The organism is Pseudomonas sp. FP453, from assembly GCF_030687495.1.
Classification (GTDB): Bacteria; Pseudomonadota; Gammaproteobacteria; order Pseudomonadales; family Pseudomonadaceae; genus Aquipseudomonas.
Genome location: NZ_CP117435.1, coordinates 5965663 through 5979500, shown reverse-complemented (window position 1 = coordinate 5979500; position 13838 = coordinate 5965663). Strand labels below are relative to the sequence as shown.

The window sequence follows — 13838 nt, the reverse complement described above, 5'->3', positions numbered from 1 at the left end:
CTGACCCACCGCTATCGCAGGCAAGCCAGCTCCCACAGTGATTTGCAGTGTTTTCAGAAACGTACGCCAGTGGTCACCATCGCCGCATTGAACCCCAGCAACACCAACTCCGCCGCCACCGGCCCGTAGTGGGTTCCCACTGACGGAATGATCACCGGCGCCACACCAAAACGGTTCAACGGGATCTTGTCGCGGTATTTGCCGCGATAACCCTGGATCGCCCCGCCTGTCAGCTTCAAGTACACCGGATAGTCGGCCATGTCGTAGCGCTTGCCCGCGTACGCATAGTAAGAGCGCTGCCTGAACGAGTTGCGAAACGTCGCCCCGCCATACACAAAGCCTGAGGCCTCATTGCGCTCCAGGCCAATCAGGTCCTGATTATTGTTGTGCTCGGGGTCGGGCGCGAAGTGCCGGGTGTAGACGCTGGTCTGCGCATACCAGAAGCCTTTGTCATCGCTGGTAACCGGCGCTTCGCCCGCCAGTGCCGTGGTGGCCTGGGCCAGGAACAGCAGGCCAGGCAGTCGGAATTTTTTCATGGGTGCGACCTCGATAGTCGGTTTGAAGGGCGGCTAGGTGGGTCGTTGTGTGCGCTATTTTGACGACTTGCTGCGATCCCAGGCTGAACCGGGGCTGAAAGTAGCGGGATTGGTGGACTCAATCCTGACGAGTGGGGCGGTTTGCTTATGCATTCGCTTATGCTTTAAAGGTATTTAATTTGTTACATAGATATCATTAAGCTATATCGCAACGGACTACCGACTTTCTGCCAACCACCAATAACTGACCGCCACCGCCCGCCAGCCGGATCGATCGTACGCATTCAGGGCATGACGCTCTGAGTCTTGATTCCAAGGGGAGCGGTATGGGGAGCTACAAAAAACACGCGCTGTACTCGGCGATTTTGTCGGCCAATTTGCTGACCGCCGCAGGCTTCAATCCAGTATTCGCGGCAGAAACGTCTGCCACCGACGCACCTAAACTCGACACCGTGATCGTCACCGGCACCCGCGCCCAGGAGCGCACCGCCAGCGCCTCGCTGTCGCCGGTTGATGTGATCTCCGGCGATACCCTGCGCAGCACCGGCTCCGATGAGTTGGGGGCGGTATTGGCGCGCTTGATCCCATCGATCAACTTCCCACGCCCAAGCCTGGTGGATGGCGCCGAGTTGGTGCGCCCGGCGCAGTTGCGCGGGCTGTCGCCGGATCAGGTGCTGGTGCTGGTCAACGGCAAGCGCCGTCACACCAGCGCCTTCGTCAACCTCGGCGGTGCGGTGGGCCGTGGCTCGGCGCCGGCGGACCTGAACGCGATCCCGCTGTCGGCCGTTGACCACATCGAAGTGCTGCGCGACGGCGCCTCGGCGCGCTACGGCTCTGACGCGATTGCCGGGGTGATCAACGTGATCCTCAAGCACGCCGACCATGGCGGCTCGATCTCCAGCAAGTTCGGCCAGTACAAGAAGGGCGACGGCATCCAGCGCAACATCAGCGGCAACACCGGGCTGGCGCTGGGCGACAACGGTTTTATCAGCCTTTCCGGCGAAGGTGCCGACAACGATTACACCAACCGTGCCGGCAAGGATTACCGCGCGGCCAGCATCGGCTCCACTACCTATGGCCAGCAGGTGTTCCGCCAGGGCGAGCCGGCGACCAATGAAGGCAAGTTCCAGTTCAACTCCGAATATGCCTTCAACGATGCCGCCGAGTTCTACAGCTTCGGCGGCTACAGCAAGCGGCGCGGCGAGACGGCGGCGTTCTACCGGGCGAGCAATGCGTCGAACAATATCGCGGCGCTCAACCCCAATGGCTACCTGCCGCTGATCAAGGGCAACCTCGAAGACACCTCGCTGGTGGTGGGCCTGCGCGGGTTGCTGGCCTATGACTGGCATTACGACCTGTCGGCCAACTACGGCAAGAACCAGTACGAACTCAGCACCGAAACCATCAACACCTCCCTGGGCCTGACCACACCGCGCAAGTTCGACAACGGCACCCTGAGCAACGACCAGAAGCAGGTCAGCCTGGACCTGTCCCGTGAGTTCGACGTGGGGTTCCTGCCGTACCCGGTATCCGTGGCGTTTGGCGGCGAATACCTGCGCCAGGGTTATGAAATCGAAGCGGGTGACGCTGCGTCCTACTACCAGACTGGCAGTTCGGGCCTCGGCGGTTTCCGTGAGGCAGACGCCGGCAGCAGTTCACGCCACAACTGGGCGCAGTACCTGGACCTGGAAACCAACTTCACCGAAAAACTCAGCGCCTCCGCCGCCGTGCGGCATGAGGACTACAGTGACTTCGGCTCCAACGTCAGCGGTTCGCTGTCGGCCCGCTACGACTTCACCCCGCAAGTGGCCTTGCGCGGCAGTATCTCCAACGGCTTCCGCGCGCCGTCCCTGGCCCAGCAGAACTTTGCGTTTACCTCGTCGCAACTGATCGGCAGCGAAATCCGCGAAGCCGGCACGTTCCCGGCCTCCAGCCAGGTCGCGCGCCTGCTCGGCGCAGAAGACCTGAAGGCCGAGAAATCGCGCAACTACAGCCTTGGCCTGGTGCTGGAACCCGCCGATGACCTGACGCTGACGGTGGATGTGTACCGCATCGATATTCGCGACCGCATCAGCCTGTCGTCCAACCTCAACCTGAGCCCGGCGACCCAGGCCTACCTGCAAGCCAACGGCGTCGGCAACATCAACTACACCACCGCGCGCTACTTCACCAACGCCACCGACACCAGCACCGACGGCGTCGACCTGGTGGCCAACTACCGCTACCAGTTCGATAACGGCATCCGCTGGAACAGCACGGTGGGCTACAACTACAACCACACCAAAGTCACGGACGTGAAGGCCAACCCGGCGATCCTCGACAGCCTCGGCGCCAACCTGGTGCGCGTGGACCGTCGCGAGAAAAGCGGTTTGCTCGGCGACACCACGCCGGAACACAAGCTGAGCCTGGGCAACGACTTCACCTTCGGCAATTGGGCGCTGCACAGCAATCTGGTGCGCTATGGTGAATTCACCAGCTATCAGGCGGACAAGGTCAACGACCAGACTTTCAAGGCGGCGTGGGTGCTGGACCTGTCGGCGGACTACAAGTTGCAGAACTGGACCTTCACCCTGGGCGGCGACAACGTCACCGACAAGTACCCGGAAAAGGTCAACGCGTTCGCCAGCAGCGGCGGCAACCTCGCCTACAGCACTTTTTCGCCGTACGGTTACAGCGGCGCGTTTTATTACGGTAAAGTTGCTTACAACTGGTAACAAACAGGCGACCTAAGCGATCTGCCATGACCGTTATTGAATCCGATCTTATGCAATTGGCTTACCCTCCGCGGCTCGATCTTGGGCCGCAACTCACTCACGAACAGTTGATGAGCTCGATGCAGGCCACCATGGCCCGGCATCAGGGTGGGCCGGTCTGGCTTTTTGCTTACGGTTCGCTGATCTGGCGCCCGGAATGTTCCTCGACGCAACGGGTGCGGGCACGGGTCCACGGTTATCACCGTGGCCTGTACTTGTGGTCCCACGAGCATCGGGGTACGCCGGAAGTGCCGGGGTTGGTGTTTGGCCTGGATCGCGGCGGCTCGTGCAGCGGGTTTGCCTACCGCTTGCCGGAAGATCAGCTGGAAGCCTCGTTGTACGCTCTGTGGTGCCGCGAAATGCCCTATCCCTCGTACCGGCCACACTGGCTCAGCTGCCGTCTGGAAGATGGCAGTCAGGTGCAGGCGTTGGGGTTTGTGTTGGAGCGGCACTTGCCCAGCTACGCCGGCAACTTGCCGGACATTGTGCTGAACCACGTGTTGCAAAGCGCTTGCGGGCGTTACGGCACTACGCGCGATTATGTCGAGCAGACCGTCAACGCCCTGCGTAGCCACGCCATGCCCAGACAAGAATCTGGAGGCGCGGCTCAAGCGTTGTGCGAAGGATTGTTCAGGCGGTTAACGCGCCGAACTGACGCTGTTGGTGTGCCACAGCGTGGGGATCAGGAACGCAATCGCCAGCACGCACGCGCCGATCAGCAGCACAAAACCACCGTCCCAGCCGAAGTGGTCCACGGTGTAGCCCATGGCCGCACTCGCCGCCACCGAACCGCCCAGGTAACCGAACAAGCCAGTGAAGCCCGCCGCCGTACCGGCGGCTTTCTTCGGTGCCAGTTCCAGCGCCTGCAAGCCGATCAACATCACTGGGCCGTAGATCAGGAAGCCGATGGAGAACAACGCGATCATGTCGACCATCGGGTTGCCCGGCGGGTTGAGCCAGTACACCAGGGTCGCGACTGTCACCAAGGCCATGAACACGATACCGGTCAGGCCACGGTTGCCACGGAAGATCTTGTCCGACATCCAGCCGCACAGCAGCGTGCCCGGAATGCCTGCCCACTCGTAGAAGAAGTACGCCCACGACGACTTGTCGACGGTGAAGTGCTTGGCTTCCTTGAGGTACGTCGGCGCCCAGTCCAGCACGCCGTAGCGCAGCAGGTAGACGAAGACGTTGGCGAAGGCGATGTACCAGAGCATTTTGTTGCGCAGCACGTACTTGACGAAGATTTCCTTGGCGCTGAATTCGTCTTCGTGGCTGGCGTCATAGCCTTCCGGGTAGTCGTTCTTGTACTTCTCGATCGGCGGCAGGCCGACCGATTGCGGGGTGTCGCGCATGGTGATGAAGGCAAACGCCGCCACGGCCAACGCCACGGTGGCCGGCACGTAGAACGCCGCGTGCCAGTCGTTGAACCACGCCATGCCGAGCAGGAACAGCGGGCCGATCAAGCCACCGCCGACGTTATGCGCCACGTTCCATACCGACACCACGCCGCCGCGCTCTTTCTGCGACCACCAGTGCACCATGGTCCGCCCACTTGGCGGCCAGCCCATGCCTTGGGCCCAGCCGTTGATGAACAGCAAAATGAACATCATGGTCACGCTGGACGTCGCCCAAGGTGCGAAACCGAAAATGAACATCACACCCGCTGACACCAGCAGGCCGAAGGGCAGGAAATAGCGCGGGTTGGAGCGGTCGGATACCAGGCCCATGAGGAACTTGGACAGGCCGTAGGCAATCGCGATGGCCGACATCGCCAGGCCCAGTTCGCCACGGGTATAACCCTCGTCGATCAAGTAGGGCATGGCCAGGGAGAAGTTTTTGCGCAGCAGGTAGTAGCCGGCGTAACCGAAGAAAATACCGGCGAAGATTTGCCAGCGCAGGCGTCGGTAGGTGCTGTCTATTTTTTCTTCAGGCAGGGGTGCCTGGTGTGCGGCAGGTCGAAAGAAAGCAAACATTCAAGAGCTCCAAATTTCTTGTTTTGACTGCGGATGCGAATGTTACAGTTTCGTTACCGAAAATAGCATCGCCTCTTATCTGCAAACACAGGAAATGAGCACAAGTGCATGTTCTCTTACGAACATGTCGCGAATGGATAAGTGTGGGTCGTTTGATGCTCTTGAGAATGTAGGAGATCAAATGTGGGAGCTGGCTTGCCTGCGATAGCGGTCCATCAGCAAAACATGTGTTGGCTGACCCACCGCTATCGCAGGCAAGCCAGCTCCCACATTGACCGTATTTCACATGGGCTAGCGGGTTTGGACGACGACTTTCCCGACAGCCCGGCGCTGCCCCAAATCATTGATCGCCTGCGCCGCCTGCTCCAGCGGATACACCTGCGACACCAACGGCTTCAACTTGCCCTCGCCATACCAGGTAAACAACTGCTGGAAATTCGCCGCATTGTCCTGCGGCTGGCGCTGGGCAAACGAGCCCCAGAACACGCCGACCACGGCCGCGCCCTTGAGCAACGCCAGGTTCACCGGCAGCTCGGGAATACGCCCGCTGGCAAAGCCCACCACCAGTAAGCGCCCGTTCCAGGCGATGCTGCGGATGGCCTGGTCGAACAGGTCGCCGCCCACCGGGTCGTAGATCACATCGGCGCCGTTGCCGTCGGTGAGGCGCTTGATCTCGTCTTTCAGGCTGGTTTCGCTGTAGTTGATCAACTCATCCGCGCCGGCCGCCTTGGCCACCGCGAGTTTGTCGGCGCTGCTGGCGGCGGCGATCACGCGGGCGCCCATGGCCTTGCCGATTTCCACGGCGGCCAGGCCTACGCCACCGGAGGCGCCGAGGACCAGCAGGGTTTCGCCGGGTTGCAGGTGGGCGCGCTGTTTCAGCGCGTGCATCGAGGTGCCGTAGGTCATGCTGAAGGCGGCGGCGGTGTTGAAGTCCATGCTCGGCGGGATCGGCAATACGTTGTAGCCCGGCACCGCGACCTGCTCGGCAAAGCTGCCCCAGCCGGTCAGGGCCATGACCCGGTCGCCGACCTTGAGGTGGCTGACCTTCTCGCCGACTTCACTGACCACACCCGCTGCCTCGCCACCCGGCGAGAACGGGAAGGGCGGCTTGAACTGGTACTTGCCCTCGATGATCAAGGTGTCCGGGAAGTTGACCCCGGCGGCATGCACGTCCAGCAGGATCTCGTTCTTCTTGATCGCTGGGCTGGCGACCTCTTCCAGCACCAGGGTTTCGGCAGGGCCGAAGGCTTTGCACAGCACAGCTTTCATCGGACTATTCCTTTGGGCGTCGTGGCCGATAAGTGTAGAAGGGCAGGTCTGTGGGTCAACGAGCATGCTCGTGCCTGATAAGTCGCCATAAGCTTGTGCTCAGCGTTGCTAGCGTTATGCTAGCGCGCAACCGAATGTGAGGAATGAACTGTGAAAGCGTGGATCCTGTTGATGCTGGCCCTGACCCTGCCGATGGCGGCCCAGGCCGAAGAGGCCAAAGAAGGCGAGGCGCCGAAAGTCAGCTATATCAGCCTGACGCCACCGTTCGTGGGCAACTATGGCCTGGACGGCACGGCCAAGCTCAAGGTGTTCAAGGCCGACATCGCCCTGCGCGTGACCGGCACCGAAGCCGCTGCGGCGGTCAAAGCCAATGACGCGTTGATCCGCAACCAGTTGGTGGCGCTGTTTACCCAACAGACCAACGAGACCATGAGCACGGTCGAAGGCAAGGAGAAGCTGCGCCAGGAAGCCCTGAAACAGACTCAGCAAGTGATGAATGACGAGACCGGCAAGCCGGTGGTGGAAGACCTGTTGTTCAACAACCTCATCATTCAGTAACCGCGGCGCGGCCATCGCAGGCAAGCCAGCTCCCACAGTTGACCGAGTTCCAACGTTGGAATGCAGTCAACTGTGGGAGCTGGCTTGCCTGCGATAGCAATCTACCAGTCACCTCAGGATGCCAAGCTCTTTCTGAACCGCCCCAACGCCACCAAGAAAAACACCAACCCAATCCCCGCCAACGCCAGCAAATCCGGCCACACCACCCCAACCCCCGCATCCCGAAACAGAATCGCCGCACTCAAGCTCACAAAGTGTGTGGAAGGCGACCCCTGCATCACCCACTGCAACCACTCGGGCATACTGTCCAACGGTGTGCTGCCGCCGGACAACAACAGCATCGGGATAATCACCGGGATCGCCAGCAAGCCAAACTGCGGCGTCGAACGGGCCAGCGTGGCCAGAAAGATCCCCAGCGCCGTACTGGCAAACAGATACAGCGCCGTCACAAACAGGAACAGACTTAGGGACCCCGCCAGCGGCACGCCGAGCAAGCCCTTGACCACCACCTCCAGCGACACCCAGGTACACAACACCACCACCAGCATGTTGCTCCAGATTTTTGCCAGCATGATCTCCAGCGCCGTCAGCGGCAGCACCAGCAAGTGGTCAAGGGTGCCGTGTTCCCGCTCGCGCAGCAGCGCAGTACCGGTGAGCACGATGGCAAGAATGGTGATGTTGTTGACGATCTGAATCACCGCCAAAAACCAGCCGCCTTCGAGGTTGGTGTTGAACAGCGCCCGCGTCGTCAGCAGCGCCGGCGCCTGGCTGGCGGCGTCGGTCTGGCCGCCGTAGGCCAGCAGTTCGCGCTGGAAGATCCGCCCGATGTAACCGGCGCCCATGAATGCCTGGCTCATCGCTGTGGCGTCCACGTTCACCTGCACGCCGGGCTGGCGACCGGCCAACAGGTCGGCCTGGAAGTTCGCCGGCACGTTGATCACGAAGGTGTATTCGCCGCTGTCCATGACCTTGTCCAATTGGTCGTAGGGCAACGGCGCGGGCGCCTGGAATTCGGGTGGTTGCAGGGCCTCGGCCATCTGCCGCGAGAGTGCGCTGTGGTCTTCATCGACAAACGCCACGCTGGCGTTATGCACGCCAATCACCGAACCGGCGGCGGGCATGTAGATAGCCACGGTGAAGGCGTAGAACAGAAACAGCAGCAACACGCTGTCATGGCGCAGGCTGGTGAGTTCCTTCAGACCCAGGCGCAGGATGTGCGCGAACTTATGCATCAGGCCTCCTGCTTCTTGAGCATGATCAGGCTCAGCCCGGTAAACGCGACAAAGAACCCGAACAGCGCCAGGCATTGCGGCCACAACTGGCGCAGGTCCAGGGCTTTGGTAAAGGTGCCCACGGCGATATCAAGGAAGTGCCCGGCCGGAAACAGCATACCCATCAAGGCTGCCGCACCTTCCAGGGACGAGCGCGGCACGATCAGCCCGGAGAACTGGATGGTCGGCAGGCTGGTGATGATCATGGTGCCGAGGATCGCCGCGATCTGGGTGCGGGTGAACGCGGAAATCAACAGGCCCATGCCGGTGGTGGCCAGCACATACAGCAGGCCGCCGAACGCCAGCGTCAGGCCGCTGCCTTTGAAGGGCACGCCGAACAGCCAGCGGTTCATCGCCACCAGCAGCGCCAGGTTGACCAGGCTCACGGCCAGGTACGGCGCCTGTTTGCCCAGCAGGAACTCCAGGCGCGTCAGCGGCGTGGCGTAGAAGTTGGTGATCGAACCCAGCTCTTTTTCCCGCACGATGCCAAGGGCGGTGAGCATCGCCGGGATAAACGCCAGGATCAGCGCCATCACGCCGGGGCCGATGGCGTTCACGCTGACCACGTCCTGGTTGTAACGAAAGCGCGTCTCCAGCTTGGCGGCCGCCTGGCTGTGTTGCGGCTGGCTGCTCAGTTCGCCCAGTTGCTGGAGGTTGGCCTGGTGCACGGCTTCGACATAGTTACGGCTGGTTTCTGCGCGAAACGGCATGCCGCCGTCGAGCCACGCCGCCACGGTGGGTTGGCGCCCGGCGTAGAGGTCGCGGCCAAAGCCCGGTGGAATCTCCAGGGCCAGTTTGATTTCCGAGCGTTGCAGGCGCCGGTGCAGTTCGTTCGAATCCTGAATCACAGGCTGCTCGGCGAAGTAGCGCGAGCTGCGGAACGCTTCCAGGTAGGCGCGGCTCTGTGGCGTCTGGTCCTGGTCATAGACGGCAAAGGCGAGGTTTTCCACGTCCAAGGAGATGCCGTAGCCAAAGATCACCATCATGAACATCGCCCCCAGCAGGGCAAACGCCATGCGCACCTTGTCCCGCAGCAGTTCCTTGCCTTCGCGGCTGGCCACCGCCAACAGGCGCGTCAGGCTGAAGCCGCGTTTGCTCACGGGCGGCGCGGCGGTTTCGCTGACGGTGGCGGTGGGTGCGCTGGGTTCGGGTTCGCCCTGGGCCTGTTCCAGGCAAGTGACGAAGGCGGCTTCCAGGGTGTCGCCGTGGAATTGCCGTTGCAGCGCGTCCGGCGTGTCGCAGGCGAGCACCTTGCCCGCGTGCATCAGCGAGATGCGGTCGCAGCGTTGGGCTTCGTTCATAAAGTGGGTGGACAGGAAGATCGTCACGCCCTGTTCGCGGGACAGTTCGATCAGCAAGCGCCAGAAATCATCCCGCGCCGCGGGGTCAACGCCCGAGGTCGGTTCATCGAGGATCAGCACTTCCGGGCGATGCAACACGGCAACGGCTAACGACAAGCGCTGGCGCAAGCCGAGGGGCAGTTCGCCGGAAGGTTGCTCGGCCACGTCAACGAGGTCGAATCGCTGGATCAGCTCATCGATACGCGGGCCGCTGGCGGCCTTGGGCAGGTCGAACAGCTGCGCATGCAGCACCAGGTTCTGGCGCACGCTGAGTTCGCCGTACAGCGAAAAGCTTTGTGACATGAACCCCACGCGCTTGCGGGTGGCCAGGTCCTTGGCGTTCACCGGGTTGCCCAGCAGCTTGGCGCTGCCTTCGGTGGCCGGCATCAAGCCGGTGAGGACTTTCATGGTGGTGGTCTTGCCGCAACCGTTGGAACCGAGGAAGCCGAAGATCTCGCCACGACCAATGGCGAAGCTGACCTGGTTTACCGCCGTGAAATCACCAAAACGCAGGGTCAGGTTGTGGGCTTCGATGGCGATGTCGGTGTTGTCGCTTTCCCGTGGCGGGATCACTAGCGCCTGATTGTTGTGGGCGCTGTCGCCCTGGAAGTGGGTGAAGGCCTCGTCCAGTTTGCCGCTGGGGGTGACGGCGGCCAGTTCGCGGCTGAGGCCGTCGGCGATCAGCCTGCCGCGATCGAGCATCAGGCAGTGTTCGAATTGTTCGGCTTCTTCCATGTAGGCCGTGGCCACCAGCAGCGTCAGTTGCGGGCGTTCGCTGCGTACGGTTTCGACCAGCTCCCAGAAGCGGCGGCGCGACAGCGGGTCGACGCCGGTGGTCGGTTCGTCGAGGATCAGCAGGTCCGGGTCATGGATCAGCGCGCAGCACAGGCCGAGTTTCTGCTTCATGCCGCCGGACAGCTTGCCCGCCGGGCGTTCGGCAAAACGTGCGAGGTCGGTGGCCAGCAGCAGGTTGTGCATGCGCTGGTCGCAATCGGCTTTCGACAGGCCGAACAGTGTGGCGAAGAAGCGGATGTTTTCGCTGATGGACAGTTCGGGGTACAGGTTGCCGCCCAGGCCTTGGGGCATAAAGGCGATGCGCGGGTACAGGCTGTTGCGGTGGCGGCGGTCCTGGATCGAACCACCGAGCACCTGCAATTCGCCCGCCTGGAGCTTTTTCACCCCGGCGATCAACCCCAGCAGGCTCGACTTGCCCGCGCCATCCGGGCCGATCAAGCCGCAGCGCGTTCCAGCGGGCAGGCTGAAGGCGATGTCGAGCAGGGCCTGTTGCTTGCCGTAGCGATGGTTGATCCCGGTGGCGTGCAGCGCCAGGCCGGTCATTGCAGGTTGGCCGGCCAGTCGATATCGGCCGTGCGCACGTAGCCGGCGCCGGGCATGCCCGGTTTGGCTTGGGGCACGGCGTCGGGGTGGGTCAGGCGCAGTTTGACGCGGAACACCAGTTTCTGGCGTTCGTCGCGGGTTTCCACTTCCTTGGGGGTGAACTGTGACTTGGCGGCGACAAAGCTGATTTTCGCCGGCAGCGGTTGCTGGGGCAGGGCGTCGAGCAGGATGCGCGCTTCACTGCCGACGGTCAGGCGACCGGTGACGGAGGCGGGCAGGTAGAGGTTCATGTACTGGTCATTCGGATCGATCAGCAGCAGCACGCGTCCGCCTGCGCCGAGCACTTCACCGGGCTCGGCCAGGCGCAGTTGGATGATTCCGTCGATGGGCGCGCGCAGGCTGCTGTCGTCGATTTCGCTGTTGAGCTGGGCGACCTGGGCCTGGGCGGCGCCGATGGCGGCTTTTACCGAATTGACCTGGGCTTGGGCTGCGATCACCGCCGCGTTGCCGGTGTTTTGCCGGGCTTGTTGCTGGTCGATCAATTGGCTGCTGGCGAAGCCGCGTTTGTACAGCTCCTGGGTACGCTTGAGTTCCTGGTTGGCCAGCAACTGCTCGCTTTGGCGCAGTTGCACATTGGCCTCGGCGGCGGCGAAGTTTTCCTTGGCGCGCAGCACTTCGGCTTCGGCCTGGGCGCGCTGGGCTTCGAGGGTGCGGGTGTCCATGCGCGCGAGCAGTTGGCCCTTGAGCACCTTGTCGCCTTCATCCACACGCACTTCGGCCAGGCGCCCGGGGATCTTCGCGGCGATCTGCACTTCGGTGGATTCCAGGCGCCCGTTGCCCATGCTCAGGCCTTCGGGCAGGCGGTCCTGGGTGGAGCGCCAGTAACCGAAGCCGCCGGCGCCGAGCAGCAGGGCGATCAAGGCGATGGCGAAAATACGGGAGGTGTGGTTGTTCTGCGACATGGCGGCTTCCTGCGGCATTAGCGTCCTAGTTTGACCGGGCGGCGCCCGCAGGCGGTTGATACCGGTCAAATGAAGCGCAAGCCTAACGCGCTTGGCGCACAGATGCATGCGCCAGGCGCGTGACCGCCGGGTTCTGCCCCGTTAACCCAGGGCCAGCACCGCCGCCCATTGCTCGGCGGTCACCGGCATCACAGACAACCGGCTGCCTTTTTGCACCAACGGCAACTCGGCGAGGGCGGTTTGTTGTTTCAGGTAACCCAGGCCCAACACCTTGGGAAAGGTTTTGATGTGGGCCACATCGATCGCGCTCCACGGGTTTTTCTCCGGGGTGGCCTTGGCGTCGAAATAGTGGCTTTCTGGCTCTAGCGCTGTGGGATCCGGGTAAGCCGCCTTGATGATTTTTCCGATGCCGGCAATTCCCGGCTCCGGGCAGCTGGAGTGGTAGAAGAAAAACTCGTCATCCTCGGCCATGGCGCGCAGGAAATTGCGCGCCTGATAGTTGCGCACCCCGTCCCAGCGAGCTACGCCGAGCTTTTCCAGGCCCTTGATGGAGAGTTCGTCGGGCTCGGATTTCATCAGCCAATAGGCCATTTTTGCGCTCCTGAAAATGGGATTGGGCAAGTTGTCAGGCAATTAAATGACAAACCGACAGTCGGTTGGCGCCAAGGTTTGCGTGTTGGTTCACGTTACCGCAGAATGCCCGCTTTTAAGCTTGACGCCGCTGCAACGGACTACTTTGGAACGTTGTTGTCATCGTGTACGAGGTGCCTGAAGGGGGGCAATCGATGCAACGTAAGCCGGATTTACTATGGATTTTGGTTATTTTGTTTGGTCTGGGCGTCGTGACCACCGGGTATGCCCAAAGCCTCTGGTCGAACAAGACCGATGCACCCATTGAACTGACTCAGCAACAACCGCAACCGTTCAAGCGCTGACCCTTCTTCCAGACGCCGCTGTTTACTGCGGCGTCTGCGCGATATACCACTGCTTATCCGTGACGGTGCCAGCCAACGGCACATCCCAGCTCGCCTGCGTCAACTTCTCGACCTTCTGACATTCATGGGCCAGGCCCAGCAGCGTCGGCTTGCGCCAGCTTTTGCGGCGCGCCAGGTAAGCGAGGCTGCGGTCGTAGAAACCGCCGCCCATGCCCAGGCGTCCACCCACGTCATCGAAACCGACCAACGGCAATAACACCAGGTCCAGCGCCCAGACCTTGCGCTGCTGGCCGATGTTCACCCGTGGCTCGAGGATGCGGAAGCGGTTGGGCCGCAACTTTTCCCCCGGCCGCACGCGCTGGAACACCATCTTGGTCCGTGGCCACGCGCTGAGCACCGGCAGGTAAGTGGCCTTGCCCCGGCGCTGGGCGGCGCGCAGCAGCAGGCGCGGATCGATTTCACCGTCCGTCGGTAGATACAAGGAAATATGTTTGGCCCGGCGAAACAGCGGCTGCTGTGCCAGTTGCCGATACAGGCCGAGGGCGGCCTTGCGCTGCTCGCTCGGCGAGAGTTCGCGGCGGGCTTTGCGCAACATGCGTCGAAGTTGCGGACGGGAAAGCGGCGCAGGTTCGGTCATGGTTTCGGCTCATAAAACAATGCCAGTCCGAAGACTGGCATTGAGTTTGGGAATTCAGGCTCCCCGACAGAGCCGCTGTCGACTTAGCCCTTGAACCCGAAAGTTCAAGGTGGAAGAAGCAGTAGGCTTTAAGGCTTTCCGTCTAGCGGACATGCACACCAGCCCAACGTGCAACTTCCAGGGTAGTGCGAATCGGCTCAGGGACATCGCCGACTGGCAAACACGCCAGGGAGTGGGGCGAGTATACCTTAAACGTCGGCGGC

11 protein-coding genes, 1 other RNA gene and 1 pseudogene are annotated in these 13838 nt (G+C 62.0%); 4 read left to right on the top strand and 9 right to left on the bottom strand.

The window, feature by feature from the left end:
• Positions 1–53: 53 nt before the first annotated feature.
• A complete protein-coding gene (locus PSH87_RS27350; RefSeq protein ID WP_017739545.1) occupies positions 54–536 on the bottom strand; it encodes a hypothetical protein in 483 nt (160 codons plus the stop codon).
• A 326-nt stretch (positions 537–862) separates the two neighbouring features.
• On the opposite strand from PSH87_RS27350, the gene PSH87_RS27345 reads away from it, so the two are divergent.
• Together PSH87_RS27345 and PSH87_RS27340 are read left to right on the top strand one after the other, a co-directional pair.
• Entirely contained in the window at positions 863–3250 is a 2388-nt protein-coding gene (locus PSH87_RS27345) for a TonB-dependent siderophore receptor (RefSeq protein WP_305431778.1), read from the top strand.
• Between the two features lie 26 nt (positions 3251–3276).
• Positions 3277–3931 (top strand): annotated as a pseudogene (locus PSH87_RS27340) (gamma-glutamylcyclotransferase).
• On the opposite strand, the gene glpT reads toward PSH87_RS27340, so the two are convergent.
• Both glpT and PSH87_RS27330 read right to left on the bottom strand, forming a co-directional pair.
• Positions 3928–5265 carry a glycerol-3-phosphate transporter gene (gene glpT / locus PSH87_RS27335; RefSeq protein WP_005792400.1) on the bottom strand — a complete coding sequence of 446 codons (1338 nt, stop codon included), beginning with the start codon at positions 5263–5265 and terminating at the stop codon, positions 3928–3930. The pseudogene PSH87_RS27340 and the gene glpT overlap by 4 nt on opposite strands.
• A gap of 291 nt (positions 5266–5556) precedes the next feature.
• Positions 5557–6534: an NADPH:quinone oxidoreductase family protein gene (locus PSH87_RS27330; protein WP_305431777.1), complete on the bottom strand. Its 978-nt coding sequence runs from the start codon at positions 6532–6534 to the stop codon at positions 5557–5559.
• A gap of 150 nt (positions 6535–6684) precedes the next feature.
• Between PSH87_RS27330 and PSH87_RS27325 the strand changes: the two genes are divergently transcribed.
• On the top strand, positions 6685–7092 hold the full coding sequence (locus PSH87_RS27325) for a flagellar basal body-associated protein FliL (RefSeq protein ID WP_017739078.1): 408 nt from the start codon (positions 6685–6687) through the stop codon (positions 7090–7092).
• 113 nt (positions 7093–7205) lie between these two features.
• Here PSH87_RS27325 and PSH87_RS27320 read toward each other — a convergent pair whose 3' ends face one another.
• From PSH87_RS27320 to PSH87_RS27305, 4 genes are all read right to left on the bottom strand, one after another.
• Positions 7206–8324, bottom strand: coding sequence for an ABC transporter permease (locus tag PSH87_RS27320; RefSeq protein WP_305431776.1), 1119 nt, complete (start codon positions 8322–8324; stop codon positions 7206–7208).
• A complete protein-coding gene (rbbA, locus tag PSH87_RS27315) occupies positions 8324–11041 on the bottom strand; it encodes a ribosome-associated ATPase/putative transporter RbbA (protein WP_305431775.1) in 2718 nt (905 codons plus the stop codon). The genes PSH87_RS27320 and rbbA overlap by 1 nt, the downstream gene beginning before the upstream one ends.
• Positions 11038–12003 (bottom strand): HlyD family secretion protein, encoded by a 966-nt coding sequence (locus PSH87_RS27310; protein ID WP_017739075.1) that lies wholly within the window; start codon positions 12001–12003, stop codon positions 11038–11040. Before PSH87_RS27310 ends, rbbA begins: the two co-directional genes overlap by 4 nt.
• A 141-nt stretch (positions 12004–12144) precedes the next feature.
• Positions 12145–12594, bottom strand: coding sequence for an EVE domain-containing protein (locus tag PSH87_RS27305; RefSeq protein WP_305431774.1), 450 nt, complete (start codon positions 12592–12594; stop codon positions 12145–12147).
• Between the two features lie 194 nt (positions 12595–12788).
• Here PSH87_RS27305 and PSH87_RS27300 point away from each other — a divergent pair, with 194 nt between their 5' ends.
• A complete protein-coding gene (locus PSH87_RS27300) occupies positions 12789–12938 on the top strand; it encodes a hypothetical protein (protein WP_085986534.1) in 150 nt (49 codons plus the stop codon).
• Between the two features lie 22 nt (positions 12939–12960).
• Here the strand turns inward: PSH87_RS27300 and PSH87_RS27295 are convergent, their stop codons facing one another.
• Both PSH87_RS27295 and ssrS read right to left on the bottom strand, forming a co-directional pair.
• Entirely contained in the window at positions 12961–13575 is a 615-nt protein-coding gene (locus tag PSH87_RS27295) for a 5-formyltetrahydrofolate cyclo-ligase (RefSeq protein ID WP_017739072.1), read from the bottom strand.
• Between the two features lie 56 nt (positions 13576–13631).
• Positions 13632–13810, bottom strand: a non-coding RNA gene (gene ssrS / locus PSH87_RS27290) — 6S RNA.
• Positions 13811–13838 lie beyond the last annotated feature (28 nt).

Excerpts from the sequence above, each read along its gene's own strand:
- PSH87_RS27300 (WP_085986534.1), top strand. The coding sequence starts at position 12,789 with ATGCAACGTAAGCCGGATTTACTATGGATTTTGGTTATTTTGTTTGGT.
- glpT (WP_005792400.1), bottom strand. The coding sequence starts at position 5,265 with ATGTTTGCTTTCTTTCGACCTGCCGCACACCAGGCACCCCTGCCTGAA.
- PSH87_RS27305 (WP_305431774.1), bottom strand. The coding sequence starts at position 12,594 with ATGGCCTATTGGCTGATGAAATCCGAGCCCGACGAACTCTCCATCAAG.
- PSH87_RS27295 (WP_017739072.1), bottom strand. The coding sequence starts at position 13,575 with ATGACCGAACCTGCGCCGCTTTCCCGTCCGCAACTTCGACGCATGTTG.
- PSH87_RS27320 (WP_305431776.1), bottom strand. The coding sequence starts at position 8,324 with ATGCATAAGTTCGCGCACATCCTGCGCCTGGGTCTGAAGGAACTCACC.
- PSH87_RS27345 (WP_305431778.1), top strand. The coding sequence starts at position 863 with ATGGGGAGCTACAAAAAACACGCGCTGTACTCGGCGATTTTGTCGGCC.
- rbbA (WP_305431775.1), bottom strand. The coding sequence starts at position 11,041 with ATGACCGGCCTGGCGCTGCACGCCACCGGGATCAACCATCGCTACGGC.
- PSH87_RS27330 (WP_305431777.1), bottom strand. The coding sequence starts at position 6,534 with ATGAAAGCTGTGCTGTGCAAAGCCTTCGGCCCTGCCGAAACCCTGGTG.
- PSH87_RS27310 (WP_017739075.1), bottom strand. The coding sequence starts at position 12,003 with ATGTCGCAGAACAACCACACCTCCCGTATTTTCGCCATCGCCTTGATC.
- PSH87_RS27350 (WP_017739545.1), bottom strand. The coding sequence starts at position 536 with ATGAAAAAATTCCGACTGCCTGGCCTGCTGTTCCTGGCCCAGGCCACC.